This window comes from Thalassospira sp. MIT121401 (assembly GCF_047125595.1).
GTDB lineage: Bacteria > Pseudomonadota > Alphaproteobacteria > Rhodospirillales > Thalassospiraceae > Thalassospira > Thalassospira povalilytica.
Genome location: NZ_CP138926.1, coordinates 2,711,413 through 2,727,476 on the forward strand (window position 1 = coordinate 2,711,413; position 16,064 = coordinate 2,727,476).

Genomic DNA, 16,064 nt, shown 5'->3' on the forward strand with positions numbered 1-16,064 from the left:
TAATGCGTTGCCCGTTTTGCGGACATACTGATACCCAGGTCAAGGATTCCCGCCCGACAGAAGAGCATCATGCCATTCGTCGTCGTCGGTTCTGCCCGGCTTGCGGATCGCGCTTCACAACGTTTGAACGTGTGCAGTTGCGTGAATTGATGGTGGTCAAAACGGACGGGCAACGCGAATTGTTCGACCGCGACAAACTGGCGCGGTCGATCTTTCTTGCCTGCCGCAAGCGTCCGATTGAAGACGAGCGCGTCGAGAAGGCCTTGAATGGCATTCAACGACGCCTTGAAAGCAGCGGAGAAAGCGACATTTCAACCGATACCATTGGTGAAATGGTGATGGAGGCGTTGAATGCCCTCGATCAGGTTGCCTATGTACGCTACGCTTCGGTCTACAAGAATTTCCGCGAAGCACGCGACTTCGAACAATTCGTGGAAAAGATGAATGACGGGGAAGAAGAGGCGGACGCAGAGTAATGGCACCCCCCGCGTTTAGCGAAGACGACCGGCATTTCATGCGGGTCGCATTGAGCCTGTCAAAACGCGGTTTGGGAAATGTCTGGCCGAACCCGTCCGTCGGTTGCGTCCTTGTTTCAGCAGACGGCCTGATTGTCGGCCGTGGCCATACCAAGCCCGGTGGTCGACCCCATGCAGAACGCGTTGCCCTGGATATGGCCGGTGATCTGGCCCGCGGGGCGACGGCCTATGTCACGCTTGAACCCTGTAGCCATTTCGGAAAATCTCCCCCCTGTGCGGCCGGCCTGATTGAAGCCGGTGTTACCCGTGTCGTCAGTGCACTGACCGATCCGGATGATCGTGTATCGGGGCGGGGGCATGCGATGCTCCGTGACGCGGGTATTTCCGTGGATGTTGGTCTGTTTTGCGACCAAGCCAGAAAAATCAATGAAGGTTTCCTGTCGCGGGTGGAGCGCAAAAGGCCATTTGTGACCTTGAAGCTTGCCGCCACCATGGATGCACGATCGTCCACCCGGTCCGGTGAAAGTCAATGGATCACCGGCGACGCGGCACGCGAACACGGACACCTGTTACGGGCCAATCACGATGCCATTCTGGTTGGGGCGAAAACTGTTCTTGCAGATGACCCGACGCTGACCTGTCGATTGCCGGGACGCGCCCACCAATCACCGGTGCGGGTTATTCTGGACTGCCGGGGCGAGGTCCCCGAAACCGCGAAACTGATCCGGACGGCATCCGAGGTTGCCACCTGGGTCGTGACATCCGGCGCAAAATTTGCCGAACTATTGGAAAAGTTTGAAAAAACTTCGGTAAAAGTGATCGAAGCCGGATGCGACGGCGATCATTTGGACCTACATGATGCCATGCAAAAGCTTGGCGATGCCGGACTGACCCGGGTGCTTGTCGAAAGTGGCGGGGCCTTGGCCGCAGGGCTGATCACTGCGCAATGCGTTGATCGTATCGTGCATTTTGTTGCACCAGCCCTGTTGGGGGATGATGGCAAGGCAATGATCGCCGAACTTGGTGTTGAACGGCTTGTTGATATGCCGCGCTTTACCCGTACATCTGTTTGTGTTCTGGGTGAAGATATCGCGGTAACTTACGATTATAAAACGGGATAATTGCATGTTTACTGGCATCATTACCGATATCGCGACGGTGCGCGCAATCAAGAAAACCGGTGATACCCGGTTTGAATTCACGACATCTTTTGATACGTCGAAGATTGTGCTTGGGGCGTCGATCGCATGTAATGGTGCGTGCATGACCGTGATTGAGACCGGTGATGACTGGTTCGCGATCGAGGCATCGGCCGAAAGCCTTGACCGCACCACGTTGGGGGACCTGACGGTCGGAGCAAAGGTGAACCTTGAACAAGCGACCCGTGTCGGTGATGAACTTGGCGGTCATATCGTCTCGGGGCATGTGGACGGTGTCGCAACCCTGACCAAACGCATTCCGGAAGGCGATTCTTTGCGTCTGACCTTTGAGGTGCCCGAAGAATTTTCAAAATATATCGCGTCCAAGGGCTCTGTGACCCTTGAAGGTGTTTCTTTGACCGTCAATGAGGTTGACGGAAACACATTTGGTATCAATCTGATACCACATACGCAAACGCATACGACCCTGGGTTCGAAACAGCCGGGTGACCGGATCAATTTCGAAATCGATATGCTTGCACGCTATGTCGCGCGCATGCTGGGTAAGGATTGATCATACATGTCGCATCAATATCTTTCGCCAATTGAAGAAGTCATTGAAGAAGCCCGCAATGGCCGGATGTTCATTCTGGTCGATGACGAAGATCGTGAAAATGAAGGCGATCTTGTCATTCCGGCACAGATGGCAACACCCGATGCCATCAATTTCATGGCAACCCACGGGCGCGGTCTGATTTGTCTGACCTTGGAATCTGAACGGTGTGACGAGCTTGGCCTGACCATGATGAGTGCCCATAACGGCACCCGCCATGAAACAGCATTTACGGTCTCGATCGAAGCAAAGACCGGGGTTACCACCGGCATTTCGGCACCCGATCGTGCGCGGACGGTTGCAGTTGCCATCGATCCGAATGCCGGGCGCCATGATATCGTGACGCCGGGGCATGTATTTCCGCTGCGTGCGCGTCCGGGAGGTGTTCTGGTTCGCGCCGGCCATACCGAGGCATCGGTTGATATCGCGCGTCTTGCCGGGCTGAACCCGTCAGGCGTGATTTGCGAAATCATGAGCGAAAATGGCGAAATGGCGCGTTTGCCGGAACTGGTGGAATTCGCCAAGAAGCATGGTCTTAAAATCGCGCAGATTGCCGATCTGATCCGCTATCGCCGCAAACATGAAAAAGTTGTTCAGCGCAAGGCGACCACCAAAATACAAAGTGTGAATGGCGGCGAATTTGACATGCATCTTTATGTCAACAATGTCACCTATGCGGAACATATCGCGCTGGTAAAGGGCGACATCAGCGATCCGGCCCCCGTTTTGACCCGTGTGCATGCGCTAAATGTTCTTGAAGATGTTCTTGGCGATACCCAGACCGGGCATCATGGGCAACTGGCCGCTGCCATGCGCCAGATTGGCGAGGAGGGGCGCGGTGTTGTTGTTCTGATCCGTGAACCGCGGCCAAACACCTTGTCATCATCGATTGCCAAACTGATCGAGCTTAATGGCGGTGATGGCGAATCCCTGCGTCAGGAACTTGCCGAGGCAACCGGTGATGCGGATTTGCGTGATTATGGTGTTGGTGCGCAAATCTTGCATGATCTGGGCATTCGCGACATGATTCTGCTTTCAAATACCAAACGCCACATTGTAGGACTTGACGGCTTCGGCCTAAATCTGGTTGATCAGCGTCCGCTTGTCGTCTCGGAGGAATAAAACCATGACCAATGCCCCCCACATTCTGATTGTGGATGCGCCATATTACACGCATATCGTTGAAGACCTTGTCAAAGGGGCTGCTGCGACTCTGGAAGCCGGTGGTGCTACGTGGGACCGTATTTCGGTGTCTGGTGCGTTCGAGGTGCCGATTGCGATCCGCTATGCCGTCCAGTCGATGGAAGAATTGGCAACCGGGCCGCGCTATGACGGGTATCTTGCACTTGGTTGCGTTATCCGCGGCGAGACGACACACTATGATCACATCTGCGAAGAAGCCAACCGTGCACTGATGCAGCTTTGCCTTGATTACAATCTTGCGATTGGCAACGGTATTCTGACCGTTGAAAATGAGGCACAGGCGCTGGCACGGGCCAAGGCGGACGAAAAGAACAAGGGCGGTGAAGCTGCCAATGCTGTTCTGCGCCAGATCGAAGTTCAAAACCATTTTGGAATACATCACAAGTAATGACCGATAAACCAAAGGCATCAGCCGCCCAGCGGCGCAGCGCAGCGCGTTTCGCCGCAATTCAGGCGCTTTATCAGGCCGAATTGTCCCAACTTTCGGCCATCGACATCGTGCGCGAATATTCCGACTTCCGCCTTGATGGTGACGGTGGACGCGACCTTGATGTCAGCAATGAAGACCTGATCGATCCGGATCGTGGTTTCTTTGCCGATCTCGTGCAGGGTGTGGCTGCGCGGATGATCGATATTGACGCGCTGATTGACGGTGCGCTTGAAAAAGGCTGGACCACCAAGCGCCTTGAAACCGTCCTGCGCAGCATTCTGCGTGCGGGCACCTATGAGCTGATGGCGCGTGAAGACGTTCCGATGCGGGTGGTGATCACCGAATATGTCGATGCGGCACATTCGTTCTTTGACGAAAACGAACCCAAGCTCGTGAATGCTGTGCTTGACCGTATTGGCAAGAACCTGCGTCCTGGTGAAGCCGGGCAGAATTGATATGGCGGCGCGATCTGGCGAATTTGATCTGATCGCGCGGCACTTTGCGCCTATTGCGCAACGGGACCCGGCCGCATTGTCGCTTTTGGACGATGCGGCCGTTTTTTCGCCGCCGGCCGGGCACGAAGTCGTTGTGACGACCGACGCGCTGGTGGCCGATGTGCATTTCCGAACCATCGACACCCCGGAAACGATCGCGCAAAAGGTATTGCGTGTGAACCTGTCTGACCTTGCCGCGATGGGGGCGCGACCCGGCGGGGTTGTTTTGACCGCCGGGTATAATCGCGACCTTTCCGAAGACTGGATTTCGCGGTTTGCCAAAAGTTTCGGCCAGGATTGTGCGTCTTATGACGTGTCGTTGCTTGGCGGTGATACCGTTGGCACACCCGGCCCGACATTTTTCAGTTTAACCGCATTTGGCTATGTTCCAGCGGGCAGGGCGCTTCGCCGCGATCAGGCGCGCCCGGGCGATGTTATTGCCGTATCCGGAACCCTTGGCGATGCTGCACTGGGATTGTCGGTCTTAAGCGGTGATTTGACGGGCTTTGCCCCACCTATGGAAGATTTCCTTAAGGACCGTTACTGGGTGCCTCGGCCGCGGCTGGATGTGGCAAAGGCCTGTCTGGGGCTTGAAACCCGTATTGCCGCCATGGACCTGTCTGACGGGCTTGCCGGTGATTGCCGCAAGATTTGCGGCCCGTCAAAGGTCGGCATGGTCTTTGAGATGAAAGATATTCCGCTTTCGGATGCGGCACGCGCTGTCCTGGCATCCGATCCGTCACGCTGGAACCAGGTTCTCGGGGGCGGTGATGACTATGAATTGCTGATTACCGGGGCGGCAAATGACATCGCGGCCCTGGGGGATCAGGTCACGGTTATCGGGTCGGTGACCAATCAGGTCGGCGAGGTTCTTGTGCGGGGACTGGATGGCAAAATGGCCGAACTCGCACCAGGCGGGTTCGACCATTTCAAATAAGGTGGCAACGATCAAACGTTGCTGATCAGCTGTTACTTGTTTTCGCTGAACCGGCCAAGGTTGCCAAACAGCTGCTGAAGGATCGTTATTTCACGACCGGCAGTCGGGGTTACCCGGTCGGTCGGGATGACAGGCTTGCCGTCTTCAAGGTCATACTGGCTCAGGATTTCGACACGGTTGGCGGCGTCAAAGCTGATCAGGATCACTTTCTGTTCGACGGTTTCCGGCTCGAAAAAGGCGACTGTTTCGGTGGTTCTGGAAATATAAAGCCAGACATTTTCGTCAAAGGCGGCAATCGTGGACGGAGAGCCAAGAATATCGGTGACATCACCCTTGGTCGATTCTCCCACCGAGATCTGTTCAAGCAGTTCTGGGTCCGGTGCGTTGCCGCGTGTGGCGATCCGCGGGCTGCATGCCGAGACATAGACAACAGCCAATCCTGCCAGCATGATCAGGGGAAAGCGGGTAATTTTGTTATGCATGAAGCTCACCAGAGCGACCCTCTTGTTGAAACCTAACCGGAATTGCCTTGAGTTTCTGCGCTAGGCGCATGATATTGCCGGGCAATGATCGGGGCAGAGATGACCCGAAAAAGATTTACGGCATTCTGCGTGCCATGACAGGAATGTCAACGAAGGAGTGTTACTGTTGTTTGGATGGCTTAAGAAAAAAGACCGCAAGCAAACTGCTGCCTTTGAACTTTACACCGCAATGGTAACCCAGGCACGCCAGCCGGACTTTTATGCAAAGCTGGGCGTTCCCGACACGATGGAGGGACGGTTTGACCTGATTCTGGTCCATGCATTTGTTCTGTTTCGTCGTTTGAAATCCGACGAAGGGGACAAGGATCTGGCACAGAACATCTTTGATGTGATGTTTGCCGATCTTGATCAGAACATGCGCGAGATGGGCATTGGCGATGTCGGAATCCTCAAAAGGATCCGCAAGATGTCAGAATCCTATCATGGTCGGATCGTTGCCTATGAGGAAGGCGTTCAATCTGGCGCGGCTGAACTCGCCGCCGCATTGAACCGCAACCTTTATGCGGACACCGAGGTGTCCGATGAACAGCTTATGGCGATGGTCGGCTATGTGCATGATGCACTGGCGTCCCTTGCCAAACAGCCTATTTTAGATTTGCAGCGCGGTGTTGTGCATTTTCCCGATGCGCCCAAACTTGCCGTGACTGCCCCGTAATAGAAAGAAAGACCTGATGCCTGATACCTTCGCACCCGAATTTTCGCGTATCGTCAAAACGGACGAACAGGTAAGCGCGAAAGAAAAGCTGGCGATCGAAGCCAATGAAAAGGAACGCGCCGCACTGGCCAAGCGTTTCGAGCTTGTGTCCATTGACAGCCTGAAAGCGGAATTGACGATCAGTACCGCGTCGAATGGCGAAGTCACGGTGCGCGGACCGATGACTGCCGAAATCGTACAGAATTGTGTTGCGACGCTCGAACCGGTTCCTGAACTGGTCGAAGACACCATTGAAGTTCTGTTTTCACCGCATGTATCCGAAGACGATTTGCCGTCTGATCCGGATGATCTGGAAGACCTGTCAGAAGAAGAACTGATGGCGTTGCTTGATCAGCCGGAACCGTTGGTCGATGGCAAAATCGATTTGGGCGAGGTCGTGGCACAGTTTCTGGCCGTTGCCATGAACCCGTATCCGCGCAAGGAAGGTGCGGAACTGCCAGCAGCGGTCAAAACCGAAGAAGAAGCTGACGAAGAAAAACGTCCGAACCCGTTTGCACAGCTTGCCGGTCTTAAAGACAAGCTTGAAAAGAAAAATTGACGGCTGCAAACGGCCAAAAGCCTGAGAATTAGGGTGCTTGAATATGCCGGTATTTACCGGCATTTCACTTTTGGCCGGCACTATGGCGGTGCGCAAAGAGGGGATGGTCTGTATAACTGGCTCGGCTTTACCTTGTATCTGGTCGAGAATTCCGGTAATTACGGGCGTTCCGGCCACCAGTTGACCGTGCTTAGCCATATGGCTGACCTGCCGGATATCCGGTTCAGAAATTTTAGAACAACCATAAGAGAATACGTTGCCTGAACAGGTTTGCATATCACTTGACGCGATGGGAGGAGACCACGCGCCAGAGATGGTCATAGCGGGTGCTGAAATTGCACTTAAACGGCTGCCCCATCTCAAGTTTCTGATGTTTGGTGATGAAGCACGGCTCAAGCCGATGCTTGCGAAATATCCTGCATTGGAAGCCGTAAGCGAGGTTCGCCACGCATCGCAGGAAGTCTCGATGGAAGACAAGCCTTCTGTCGCCCTGCGCCAGCGCCGTGATTCCAGTATGCGTCTTGCCATCAACGCCGTGAAAGAAGGGGACGCGCAAGGTGTCGTGTCTGCCGGAAACACCGGTGCCCTGATGGCCATGGCCAAGTTTGTGCTGAAAACCGTCCGCGGCATCGACCGCCCGGCAATCGCGACATACATGCCGACCCAGCGAGGCGAGACCGTCATGCTGGATCTGGGTGCCAATATTGAATGCGACGAAAACAACCTCGTGCAATTTGCACTGATGGGCGAAGTGTTTACCCGCATTCTGTTCGGCCTTGAAAAACCGTCGGTCGGTTTGCTCAATGTCGGGATCGAAGAACTTAAGGGTAACGAGTCTGTCAAAAAGGCAGCCGCGATCCTGCGTGACATTGATCTGCCAATCCGTTTCGAAGGCTTTGTCGAAGGCGATGACCTTGCCAAGGGCACGGTTGATGTGATTGTCACCGATGGCTTTACCGGTAACGTGGCGCTTAAAACCGCCGAAGGTACCGCCCGTCTTCTGGTGCATTTCCTGCGTGAAACATTCAAAAGCTCTTTCTTTGCGAAGGTCGGCTATTTGTTGGCCCGCCGCTCGTTGCAGCGTTTCCGCGACCGAATGGATCCGCGACGTTATAACGGCGCGATGCTGCTTGGGCTTAACGGTATTGCTGTGAAAAGTCATGGCGGCACCGATGCGCTCGGCTTTTCCAATGCCATTGGCGTTTGTCATGATCTTATCGTCAACAAGCTCAATGACAGCATCAAAGATGAACTTGCAGCTTTTGAACAGGCGATGACCGGACTGGAAAACGTCGAGCAGGAAGTCGCAGTTCCGGCTGGTCAAGCCGACTGATAAACTCACCAAAACATCAAGATAACTGGCGGTCCCCAAATCATGACAGTTCGTTCTCGCATTATTGGTTGCGGCTCATACCTTCCTGCAAATGTTGTAACCAATGATGATCTGGCAAAGCGCGTCGATACGTCTGATGAATGGATTGTGGCGCGTACCGGCATCCGTCAGCGTCACATTGCAGCCGACGGCGAAACCACCAGCGATCTTGCCTATGAAGCAGCCATCAAGGCGATGGATCATGCCGGTGTAACCGCCGAAGACATCGACCTGATCATTGTCGCGACAGCGACCCCGGACAACACATTTCCGGCAACCGCAACCAAGGTTCAGAACCGGCTTGGCGTTACGGGCTTTGCCTTTGACGTGCAGGCAGTATGTTCGGGCTTTGTCTATGGTTTGACGACGGCGGATATGTATGTCCGCAACGGACAGGCCAAAACCGCGCTTGTCATCGGTGCAGAAACGTTTTCGCGCATCCTTGACTGGGAAGACCGCCGGACCTGTGTGTTGTTCGGTGATGGTGCCGGTGCTGTTGTCGTCCAGGCTGTTGAAGGGGCAGGGACCATTGATGATCAGGGGATCCTTGCCAGCCGCCTGCATTCCGATGGCAGCAAATACGAATTGCTTTATGTCGATGGCGGTCCGTCTGCGACGCAGACCGTCGGGCATCTGCGCATGGAAGGCAAGGAAGTCTTCCGTCATGCGGTGACCAATCTTGCCGGTGTTATTCGCGAAGTTCTTGCTGATACCGGAATTGATGCATCCGAAATTGACTGGCTGGTTCCCCATCAGGCCAACCGTCGTATTCTTGACAGTACGGCCAAAAAATTCGGTATTTCGCCTGACAAGGTTGTTGTCACCGTTGACCGGCATGCCAATACATCGGCGGCATCGATCCCGCTTGCGCTGTCCGAGGCCGTCCATGACGGTCGCATCCAGCGCGGTGACATCGTGATCCTTGAAGCAATGGGCGGCGGATTTACCTGGGGGGCTTCGCTGGTCCGCTGGTAAAACCCCGCGATCGGATTGCTGCTTTGGGGCGGAAAAACATGGCATTTCCGCAAAAATCACAACATTCCGCCGCAAAGCAGTGTATCCTGTTGATATTGACTGATTTCGCCACCAGATATAGCCTTGTGTATAAAGTCCCGTAATAAGGAGGCGGCCTGATATGTCGGAAACAACGATTACCCGTGCGGATCTCGCAGAAGCCGTTTACCAGGAAGTAGGTCTGTCGCGGAACGAGTCCGCCCAGCTACTCGAAACCGTTCTTGATGAAATTTCGACGGCGCTGATCAAAGACGAAGTAGTGAAGATTTCCTCGTTCGGGAGCTTCTCTGTACGTCAGAAAGGACAGCGTATCGGTCGGAACCCGAAAACGGGCGAAGAAGTACCGATCCTTCCGCGGAAGGTGCTTGTTTTCCGGCCGTCACAGGTTCTGAAAGCCAGAATTAACGCTTAAGAAAAAGAACTCATGAAAACGAACTTGGGGGCTGCGGCGGGATCAACCCGCCGTTCAGCAAAGTCTGACTCTGCTTTTCGCACAATTAGCGAGGCCGCGAAGGAGCTTGGTCTTCAACAGCACGTGCTGAGATTCTGGGAATCCAAGTTTCCACAGATCCAGCCGATGAAACGTGCTGGTGGGCGTCGTTATTACCGGCCGGAAGATATCGACTTTCTGGCAAATATCCGCTCGCTGCTTCATGATCAGGGTTTCACCATCAAAGGTGTCCAGAAGCTTCTTGATCAGAACAAGGGCAAGTTGCCGTCTGAAATTACGGTCAGTGCATCCGAAGCCGAACAGGAAAGCACATCCGCCCATGTTGCTGGCGGTGCGGTGTCTGGTAAGGCTGACTCATCGATTGATAAATCGGCACTGCAAAGCGTTCTGGGTGAATTGCAAGAGCTGCAAGGCATCCTTCGGGCGAGCCTGCAGGAAGTCAAAAAAAATCCGTAAAAATCATTTGCGTCTTTGGCGTGGCGCCGCTATCTATCGAGCCGCGCCACAGAGCGCATCTATACGGTCGGAGCGTGGCGCAGCCTGGTAGCGCACCTGCATGGGGTGCAGGGGGTCGGAGGTTCGAATCCTCTCGCTCCGACCAATATCTTCCCAACAGAAATTTGATCGCAAATGGTCGCTTGATCCGGTTATGGCATCAGACGGGCAAGTGTTTCTATTTTGCCGTTTTCCGTCGGTCTGATCAGAATGATTTCACCTGATCGGGGATATATCCCGGTCAGGGCCGTGATGTTGACCTGATGTGTTACCAACAGTGTTTTGGTGCCCGGCAGCAGTTCCGACAACAAATCGGTAATTTGGCGGGTTTGCGGGCTTTCTGTGCTGCGATCGCGGAAGAATGAATTTAGTGAGGGCTCCTTGGTGACCGGGCCGAGGTCCAGCAATGTCGCGGTATCGACACAGCGGCACCATTCGCTGCTTAGCACCAAATCAATCCTGATCCCCATTTCCCTGATTTTACGGCCGGTTTCGCGAGCCTGATCGCGACCGGTTTGATCAAGGTTTCGTTGTGTGCTGCAATCGCCAATGCGGAAATTGGCCGGATCACCGGTTCCCGGGGCGACCGCATGGCGCATCAGGGCGTGCACACCATCCCGCTTCCAGATTTCCCACGGGGCGGCGTCATCGGCCTCATTTGCCTGTGACGGGCTGGGCAGGGCGCAACATATCAGGATGGTCAGGAAAACCGGAAGAGTTCTGAGCAAGGTCATGACGAACATGCATGTTGTGAACGGGGTATATATTGATACCCCATGCCCGGATGATCGGATCAGTATGCTTTGGTGATGGGATGCAAATGACCGTGGTCGGTTTAATTGTCGCTGATGGCGCTTGCGACCCGGCGTCCTTCATCGGTCAGTTTGCAAATCAGCCAATCGGGTTTGACGGGGTTGTCAAACCATGGGGCCGCCCAGCCATGTTCAATGCAGCTGCGGACAGTTTTTTCGCTGATTTGTTTGCCGTTGCCATCAAATAGCGGCAATTTACCACCAGGTTGGCTTAAGCCACGGCGAAGCCATTCAAGTTGTACGTCGGTGGGTTTCGAATGTTTTTTCCCCGTCATCGGTACTCCCCGCACCGTTATGATATGATTGGTGTCATAAACATCGTCTGTTATCCAGTGTGACGGATTATCAACCATGGAGCAATCGCAATGACAGAAACCGGATTTCAGGACAGTGAAATGTCGTTTCTTTATGTCACTGTACCGGACATGGAAATCGCACGCGTCATCGCCGGGGGTGCGATCCGTGAAAAGCTTGCTGCTTGCGCAAATGTTTTGCCCCAGATGACGGCGATTTATGAATGGAATGGCGATGTTGAAGAAGAAAGCGAACTGGTCGTGCTTCTGAAAACATCACGAAACAAGGCCCAATTTCTGGCCAAATGGGTTGAAGAACATCACCCCTATGAGGTGCCCTGCATTCTTGAAATTCCGTTGGGACGTGGTAATCACGACTATGTTTCATGGCTACAGGGACAATTGGGCGCCGGATCACGGTTGATGTGATTGCATCGATTGTCTTGGCCCCCTAGGATGGCACAAATTCAATTCATGAAGTGAAGTGCTTTTAATGAACCAGCTTACCAAAATGGCCCTGGAAATGGGGCCGTTGATCCTTTTCTTCGGGGTCAATGCGACGACCAATCTGATGACGGCAACGGCCGTATTTGTGGCGGCAACGGTTGTTGCGCTGATTACGTCCTATGTGATTGCCCGAACCATTCCGGTTATGCCGTTGATCGGCGGGGTTTTTGTGATCGTCTTTGGCGGCTTGACGCTGTATCTCGATGACGATCTGTTCATCAAGATCAAGCCGACAATTGTGAACCTGTTGTTCGCGGCCATCCTGTTTGGCGGTTTGATGGCGCGGAAGCTGTTCCTGAAACTGGTTCTTGAAAGTGCGTTCAAGGCAACCGACGAAGGGTGGCGCATCCTTACCTGGCGTTGGGCGTTCTTTTTTGTGTTTCTTGCCGTGGTGAATGAATTCGTCTGGCGCAATTTTTCGACCGATACCTGGGTGGCCTTCAAGGTCTGGGGAATTATGCCGATCACCATGGTCTTTGGCATGGCGCAGGTGCCGGTTCTGATGAAACATCAATTGCCGGAAGAAGAAGGCGGTTCCGCGGCCTCGTAAAAACGTCGGCCAACTGATGTTCAAATACAAAGGGCAGGATCATGATCCTGCCCTTTGCTGTATCTATCGGATTTATCTCAGATGAATGATCAGCCGATCGGCAGGGCAATGCTTGCCGCGGCCTGGGCGGCAATGCCTTCTTCGCGTCCGGGAAAGCCAAGGCGTTCGGTCGTGGTGGCTTTGACATTGACGCGATCGACATCGATTTCAAGAATTTCGGCCACCTTTTCGCGCATGGCTTTGGTGTGGGGACCGATCTTGGGACGTTCACAAATCAGCGTAAGATCGACATTCACGATGCGGCCACCGCGCTTGCGGACAAGATCGGCTGCATGTTTGAGGAAAATGTCAGATGCGGCACCTTTCCATTGCATGTCGCTGGGCGGAAAGTGCTGACCGATATCGCCGGCCCCGATGGCCCCAAGAATGGCATCGGTCAGGGTGTGCAAGCCAACATCCGCGTCGGAATGGCCGTCAAGACGTGCGGTATGCGGCACTTTGACACCGCACAGGATGCAATGGTCACCGGGTGCAAAACGGTGAACGTCAAAGCCGGTACCGGCACGGTATTCTTCCTGCTGCATAGATGCATTATCCTTGTTGGCGCTGTCGATCCAGTCGTGGGCGCGGTCAAAATCATCGCGTTTTGTGATCTTGTCATTTGCCGATGTGCCTTCGACGCACATCACGTCAAGTCCAAGTTCCTCAAGCAGTGCGGCATCATCTGTGAATTCCTGGCCTTCGAATTTTTCATGTGCGGCCAGAATGTTTTCAAAGACAAAGCCTTGTGGCGTTTGTGCACGTTGCAATGTGTCGCGCGGGATGGTTTTCGTGATCACGCCATCGCGGGATGTCTGTTTGATCGTATCGGCGACCGGCAATGTGGGAATGGCACCGGCATGGGTTTCCAGTGCCTTGATCACGCGGGTAATCACATCATCGGAAATGCCCGGCCGTGCCGCATCATGGATCAGAACAATATCGGGCTTTTGTGCTGACAGTGCACGCAGGCCATTCAGGACCGATTGCTGGCGCGTCACGCCGCCGCCAACCGGTGCGGGCAGGGTGGTGATATCAGCCCCGAGTGCTGCAATCGCGCCATCATACCAGTCCTGATGTGCGGGGTTATATACCACCTGCACAAGTTCAGGCGATGTATGGCGGGCAAAACATTCGATACAATGGCCAAGCAGTGTTTTGCCGCCAAGCGTGTGATATTGTTTTGGTATTGGGTCGCCAAATCTGTTACCGCTGCCAGCTGCAACGATGACAACCCCGATTTTTTTGGTCATAAACGTGATGCCATGGCTTGTCTGAATTGCGCCGCAGGCTATCTTTCTGCGAAGCCTTTGCCAAGTCGCCATTTGGTTTTTCAAGTCTTATCGAAGTCTTGTGACAGAAACGGACCAACACATGCTTGCTGCCTATATTCATATTCTGGCCTTGCTGCCGCTGACAGCCCAGATCATGCGGGCCGAACCCAAGCGTGACATATGGCTGTATGGATCGATTTGCCTGGCGGCGACCGGAACGATGGTCGTACTTGGTCTGAGCGGTGAGGAAGTCCAGTCGCGCGGGTTTGCAGCGGCCCTGCATTGGTCCGAGCTGTCTGTCATCATGATCTTTGGCGGGCTTGTCATTTGCAAAGGCCCCCATCAGGTCTGGCGGCTTGCCGGATATATTGGCGGTTACCTGCTTCTGTTTGCGTTGCTTGCTGCGATCTTCAATCTGTTTGGCAAACATGTGCCGCCGACTGTAACCGGGCCTGCGCTTTATTCCGGATGGCTTTGGGCGCATATCGGAAGTTCGCTTGTGACCTATGCGTTGGTAACATTGGCGGCGATTGCCGCGATGGCCTATATCGTGCAGGAACATGCCCTTAAACACCGCAAACCGACACGCTGGAGCCGCCGGTTGCCGCCACTTCGCGACAGCGAATATATGCTGGTCGGGTTTTTGAAATGGTCCGCCTGGGTTCTGATTATCGGGATCGTATCCGGCTTTGCGCTGCGTTATGTCGAAGGCAGCAGTCTTTGGGCAATTGATCACAAGATGCTTTTGACCTTGCTTGGATTTGCCACGATCTGCGTTTTGATCTTCATTCATGAAAAATCGACGCTGCGCGGGCGCATGGCCGTGCGGTTTGTCCTTGGTGCATGGCTGCTTTTGACGCTGGCCTTTCCGGGTGTGCGGCTTGTTACCGGATATATTGTCGGCTAGGCCCTGAAACCATAAAGCCAATATCATGACCGATAATGGATTGAGGCACTGTCGGCATCAGGGCGGATAGGGTGTCTGTAATCGTCTGGGCTGTGGTCTTTGCATGTGATGGACCCGCGCCAGGCAACGATAATTTCCGCAAGACGCTTAGAGTTGTTGCAACTCGTAGCCAGTTTTATTAATCTGCCCAAGTTTTAGGCAATCGGATTACCTTCATGTCATTGCAGATCGGTTCTGTACATGTGCCAGAGAATGTTATTCTGGCACCAATGTCAGGTGTGACTGACCTTCCATTTCGTCAGCAGGTCCGCCAGTTTGGCGGACATCTTGTTGTGTCTGAAATGATTGCGTCAGATGCCATGACCCGCATCCAGCGACATGAAAAAGAAGTGCGCAAGATGCACGGTGATTGCGCAGCCGAAAGCCCGCTTTCTGTTCAGCTTGCCGGAACCGAGCCCGAAGAAATGGCCGAAGCCGCCCGCATGAACGAAGCGCGCGGGGCAATGATCATCGACATCAATATGGGCTGCCCGGCCAAAAAAGTCACAAAGGGCTATGCCGGTTCGGCATTGATGCGCGATGAAAAACTTGCTGCGGATATCATCAAGGCAACGGTTGATGCCGTTTCTGTGCCGGTGACGTTGAAAATGCGTCTGGGCTGGGATGATGACAACCGCAATGCGCCGTCCCTTGCGAAAATTGCCGAGGATCTCGGCATCAAGATGCTGACCATCCATGGTCGAACCCGCTGCCAGTTCTATAAGGGGGACGCGGACTGGGATGCCATTGCACTGGTCAAGGATGCTGTTTCCATACCGGTGATCGGTAATGGTGACGTTACCAGCGAAGAAGACGCCGAAGAATTGCTGCGTCGATCCGGTGCAGACGGTGTCATGGTCGGGCGCGGGGCACAGGGCCGCCCGTGGTTTTTGGCACAAGTATCGCACTATCTTAAAACCGGGGAAAAGCTGGCAGCACCGAGCCTTGAGGTGCAATTGCAAACAATCTTGCGCCATTACGACGCAATGATTGACCATCATGGCCGTCAGGGTGTGCGCATCGCACGCAAACATCTGGCCTGGTACTGCAACAGTCTGCGCAATGCCACGGAATTTCGGCGTGTTGTCAACGTGTTGGATGATCCTGATCAGGTAAAAGGTGAAATTCGCGCGTTTTATGAACCGCTGATCGAAAACGAAGTCAAATACAGTCAGGAAGCAGCCTGACTGCTCGATAACAATAATATGGCGATATAAAACTAAC

General features: G+C 54.0%; 22 protein-coding genes and 1 tRNA gene. 19 read left to right on the plus strand and 4 right to left on the minus strand.

Annotated features, from left to right (window positions below; all coding sequences use genetic code 11):
- Positions 1 to 2: 2 nt before the first annotated feature.
- Genes nrdR through thiL form a run of 7 tightly spaced genes read left to right on the plus strand, consistent with a single transcriptional unit; the run spans position 3 to position 5,292 of the window.
- Complete coding sequence (gene nrdR, locus SIB88_RS12450) at positions 3 to 476, plus strand: transcriptional regulator NrdR (protein ID WP_068519019.1); 474 nt, start codon at positions 3 to 5, stop codon at positions 474 to 476.
- A complete protein-coding gene (ribD, locus tag SIB88_RS12455; protein ID WP_412558181.1) occupies positions 476 to 1,597 on the plus strand; it encodes a bifunctional diaminohydroxyphosphoribosylaminopyrimidine deaminase/5-amino-6-(5-phosphoribosylamino)uracil reductase RibD in 1,122 nt (373 codons plus the stop codon). Before nrdR ends, ribD begins: the two co-directional genes overlap by 1 nt.
- A gap of 4 nt (positions 1,598 to 1,601) precedes the next feature.
- Entirely contained in the window at positions 1,602 to 2,189 is a 588-nt protein-coding gene (locus tag SIB88_RS12460; protein WP_114113288.1) for a riboflavin synthase, read from the plus strand.
- A gap of 6 nt (positions 2,190 to 2,195) precedes the next feature.
- A complete protein-coding gene (gene ribB, locus SIB88_RS12465) occupies positions 2,196 to 3,350 on the plus strand; it encodes a 3,4-dihydroxy-2-butanone-4-phosphate synthase (RefSeq protein WP_068519022.1) in 1,155 nt (384 codons plus the stop codon).
- A 4-nt stretch (positions 3,351 to 3,354) separates the two neighbouring features.
- Positions 3,355 to 3,819: a 6,7-dimethyl-8-ribityllumazine synthase gene (gene ribH / locus SIB88_RS12470; RefSeq protein ID WP_068519023.1), complete on the plus strand. Its 465-nt coding sequence runs from the start codon at positions 3,355 to 3,357 to the stop codon at positions 3,817 to 3,819.
- Entirely contained in the window at positions 3,819 to 4,316 is a 498-nt protein-coding gene (gene nusB / locus SIB88_RS12475) for a transcription antitermination factor NusB (protein ID WP_068519024.1), read from the plus strand. Before ribH ends, nusB begins: the two co-directional genes overlap by 1 nt.
- 1 nt (position 4,317) lies before the next feature.
- On the plus strand, positions 4,318 to 5,292 hold the full coding sequence (thiL, locus tag SIB88_RS12480; RefSeq protein WP_412558182.1) for a thiamine-phosphate kinase: 975 nt from the start codon (positions 4,318 to 4,320) through the stop codon (positions 5,290 to 5,292).
- 32 nt (positions 5,293 to 5,324) lie between these two features.
- Here the strand turns inward: thiL and SIB88_RS12485 are convergent, their stop codons facing one another.
- Positions 5,325 to 5,774, minus strand: coding sequence for an outer membrane protein assembly factor BamE (locus SIB88_RS12485; protein WP_068519026.1), 450 nt, complete (start codon positions 5,772 to 5,774; stop codon positions 5,325 to 5,327).
- A 166-nt stretch (positions 5,775 to 5,940) separates the two neighbouring features.
- Here SIB88_RS12485 and SIB88_RS12490 point away from each other — a divergent pair, with 166 nt between their 5' ends.
- The 8 genes from SIB88_RS12490 to SIB88_RS12525 all read left to right on the plus strand — a co-directional run bounded on the left by SIB88_RS12490 (position 5,941) and on the right by SIB88_RS12525 (position 10,525).
- Positions 5,941 to 6,489: a ubiquinol-cytochrome C chaperone family protein gene (locus SIB88_RS12490; protein WP_068519027.1), complete on the plus strand. Its 549-nt coding sequence runs from the start codon at positions 5,941 to 5,943 to the stop codon at positions 6,487 to 6,489.
- A gap of 16 nt (positions 6,490 to 6,505) precedes the next feature.
- A complete protein-coding gene (locus SIB88_RS12495; protein WP_068519028.1) occupies positions 6,506 to 7,087 on the plus strand; it encodes a YceD family protein in 582 nt (193 codons plus the stop codon).
- Positions 7,088 to 7,120: 33 nt separating this feature from the next.
- Positions 7,121 to 7,351, plus strand: coding sequence for a hypothetical protein (locus SIB88_RS12500; protein WP_147250622.1), 231 nt, complete (start codon positions 7,121 to 7,123; stop codon positions 7,349 to 7,351).
- Positions 7,344 to 8,420: a phosphate acyltransferase PlsX gene (gene plsX / locus SIB88_RS12505; protein WP_206927638.1), complete on the plus strand. Its 1,077-nt coding sequence runs from the start codon at positions 7,344 to 7,346 to the stop codon at positions 8,418 to 8,420. The genes SIB88_RS12500 and plsX overlap by 8 nt, the downstream gene beginning before the upstream one ends.
- Positions 8,421 to 8,462: 42 nt before the next feature.
- A complete protein-coding gene (locus tag SIB88_RS12510; protein ID WP_412558183.1) occupies positions 8,463 to 9,434 on the plus strand; it encodes a beta-ketoacyl-ACP synthase III in 972 nt (323 codons plus the stop codon).
- A 160-nt stretch (positions 9,435 to 9,594) separates the two neighbouring features.
- Complete coding sequence (locus SIB88_RS12515) at positions 9,595 to 9,885, plus strand: integration host factor subunit alpha (RefSeq protein ID WP_033069712.1); 291 nt, start codon at positions 9,595 to 9,597, stop codon at positions 9,883 to 9,885.
- Positions 9,886 to 9,897: 12 nt separating this feature from the next.
- Positions 9,898 to 10,380 carry a MerR family transcriptional regulator gene (locus tag SIB88_RS12520; RefSeq protein WP_412558184.1) on the plus strand — a complete coding sequence of 161 codons (483 nt, stop codon included), beginning with the start codon at positions 9,898 to 9,900 and terminating at the stop codon, positions 10,378 to 10,380.
- A 68-nt stretch (positions 10,381 to 10,448) separates the two neighbouring features.
- Positions 10,449 to 10,525 (plus strand) — tRNA-Pro (locus tag SIB88_RS12525).
- Positions 10,526 to 10,571: 46 nt separating this feature from the next.
- Here SIB88_RS12525 and SIB88_RS12530 read toward each other — a convergent pair.
- Together SIB88_RS12530 and SIB88_RS12535 are read right to left on the minus strand one after the other, a co-directional pair.
- Positions 10,572 to 11,153: a histidine phosphatase family protein gene (locus SIB88_RS12530; protein ID WP_412558185.1), complete on the minus strand. Its 582-nt coding sequence runs from the start codon at positions 11,151 to 11,153 to the stop codon at positions 10,572 to 10,574.
- A gap of 101 nt (positions 11,154 to 11,254) precedes the next feature.
- Positions 11,255 to 11,584, minus strand: a complete 330-nt coding sequence (locus SIB88_RS12535) for a hypothetical protein (RefSeq protein ID WP_318271663.1) — start codon at positions 11,582 to 11,584, stop codon at positions 11,255 to 11,257.
- 12 nt (positions 11,585 to 11,596) lie between these two features.
- Between SIB88_RS12535 and cutA the strand changes: the two genes are divergently transcribed.
- Both cutA and SIB88_RS12545 read left to right on the plus strand, forming a co-directional pair.
- On the plus strand, positions 11,597 to 11,953 hold the full coding sequence (gene cutA, locus SIB88_RS12540; protein WP_068519032.1) for a divalent-cation tolerance protein CutA: 357 nt from the start codon (positions 11,597 to 11,599) through the stop codon (positions 11,951 to 11,953).
- A 64-nt stretch (positions 11,954 to 12,017) separates the two neighbouring features.
- A complete protein-coding gene (locus tag SIB88_RS12545; RefSeq protein WP_068519033.1) occupies positions 12,018 to 12,581 on the plus strand; it encodes a septation protein A in 564 nt (187 codons plus the stop codon).
- Between the two features lie 89 nt (positions 12,582 to 12,670).
- On the opposite strand, the gene SIB88_RS12550 is transcribed toward SIB88_RS12545, so the two are convergent.
- Complete coding sequence (locus SIB88_RS12550) at positions 12,671 to 13,873, minus strand: bifunctional 2-C-methyl-D-erythritol 4-phosphate cytidylyltransferase/2-C-methyl-D-erythritol 2,4-cyclodiphosphate synthase (RefSeq protein ID WP_412558186.1); 1,203 nt, start codon at positions 13,871 to 13,873, stop codon at positions 12,671 to 12,673.
- A gap of 121 nt (positions 13,874 to 13,994) precedes the next feature.
- Here SIB88_RS12550 and ccsA point away from each other — a divergent pair, with 121 nt between their 5' ends.
- Positions 13,995 to 14,801, plus strand: a complete 807-nt coding sequence (ccsA, locus tag SIB88_RS12555; protein ID WP_412558187.1) for a cytochrome c biogenesis protein CcsA — start codon at positions 13,995 to 13,997, stop codon at positions 14,799 to 14,801.
- A 215-nt stretch (positions 14,802 to 15,016) separates the two neighbouring features.
- Positions 15,017 to 16,027, plus strand: coding sequence for a tRNA dihydrouridine synthase DusB (gene dusB, locus SIB88_RS12560; RefSeq protein ID WP_114113281.1), 1,011 nt, complete (start codon positions 15,017 to 15,019; stop codon positions 16,025 to 16,027).
- Positions 16,028 to 16,064: the final 37 nt, after the last annotated feature.

Coding starts and splice junctions, on each gene's coding strand:
- SIB88_RS12485 (WP_068519026.1), bottom strand. CDS start 5,774: ATGCATAACAAAATTACCCGCTTTCCCCTGATCATGCTGGCAGGATTG.
- SIB88_RS12550 (WP_412558186.1), bottom strand. CDS start 13,873: ATGACCAAAAAAATCGGGGTTGTCATCGTTGCAGCTGGCAGCGGTAAC.
- ribH (WP_068519023.1), top strand. CDS start 3,355: ATGACCAATGCCCCCCACATTCTGATTGTGGATGCGCCATATTACACG.
- ribB (WP_068519022.1), top strand. CDS start 2,196: ATGTCGCATCAATATCTTTCGCCAATTGAAGAAGTCATTGAAGAAGCC.
- SIB88_RS12520 (WP_412558184.1), top strand. CDS start 9,898: ATGAAAACGAACTTGGGGGCTGCGGCGGGATCAACCCGCCGTTCAGCA.
- SIB88_RS12510 (WP_412558183.1), top strand. CDS start 8,463: ATGACAGTTCGTTCTCGCATTATTGGTTGCGGCTCATACCTTCCTGCA.
- SIB88_RS12545 (WP_068519033.1), top strand. CDS start 12,018: ATGAACCAGCTTACCAAAATGGCCCTGGAAATGGGGCCGTTGATCCTT.
- nrdR (WP_068519019.1), top strand. CDS start 3: ATGCGTTGCCCGTTTTGCGGACATACTGATACCCAGGTCAAGGATTCC.
- SIB88_RS12515 (WP_033069712.1), top strand. CDS start 9,595: ATGTCGGAAACAACGATTACCCGTGCGGATCTCGCAGAAGCCGTTTAC.
- dusB (WP_114113281.1), top strand. CDS start 15,017: ATGTCATTGCAGATCGGTTCTGTACATGTGCCAGAGAATGTTATTCTG.
- SIB88_RS12460 (WP_114113288.1), top strand. CDS start 1,602: ATGTTTACTGGCATCATTACCGATATCGCGACGGTGCGCGCAATCAAG.
- thiL (WP_412558182.1), top strand. CDS start 4,318: ATGGCGGCGCGATCTGGCGAATTTGATCTGATCGCGCGGCACTTTGCG.
- cutA (WP_068519032.1), top strand. CDS start 11,597: ATGACAGAAACCGGATTTCAGGACAGTGAAATGTCGTTTCTTTATGTC.
- nusB (WP_068519024.1), top strand. CDS start 3,819: ATGACCGATAAACCAAAGGCATCAGCCGCCCAGCGGCGCAGCGCAGCG.
- ccsA (WP_412558187.1), top strand. CDS start 13,995: ATGCTTGCTGCCTATATTCATATTCTGGCCTTGCTGCCGCTGACAGCC.
- SIB88_RS12495 (WP_068519028.1), top strand. CDS start 6,506: ATGCCTGATACCTTCGCACCCGAATTTTCGCGTATCGTCAAAACGGAC.
- SIB88_RS12535 (WP_318271663.1), bottom strand. CDS start 11,584: ATGGTTGATAATCCGTCACACTGGATAACAGACGATGTTTATGACACC.
- ribD (WP_412558181.1), top strand. CDS start 476: ATGGCACCCCCCGCGTTTAGCGAAGACGACCGGCATTTCATGCGGGTC.
- SIB88_RS12530 (WP_412558185.1), bottom strand. CDS start 11,153: ATGACCTTGCTCAGAACTCTTCCGGTTTTCCTGACCATCCTGATATGT.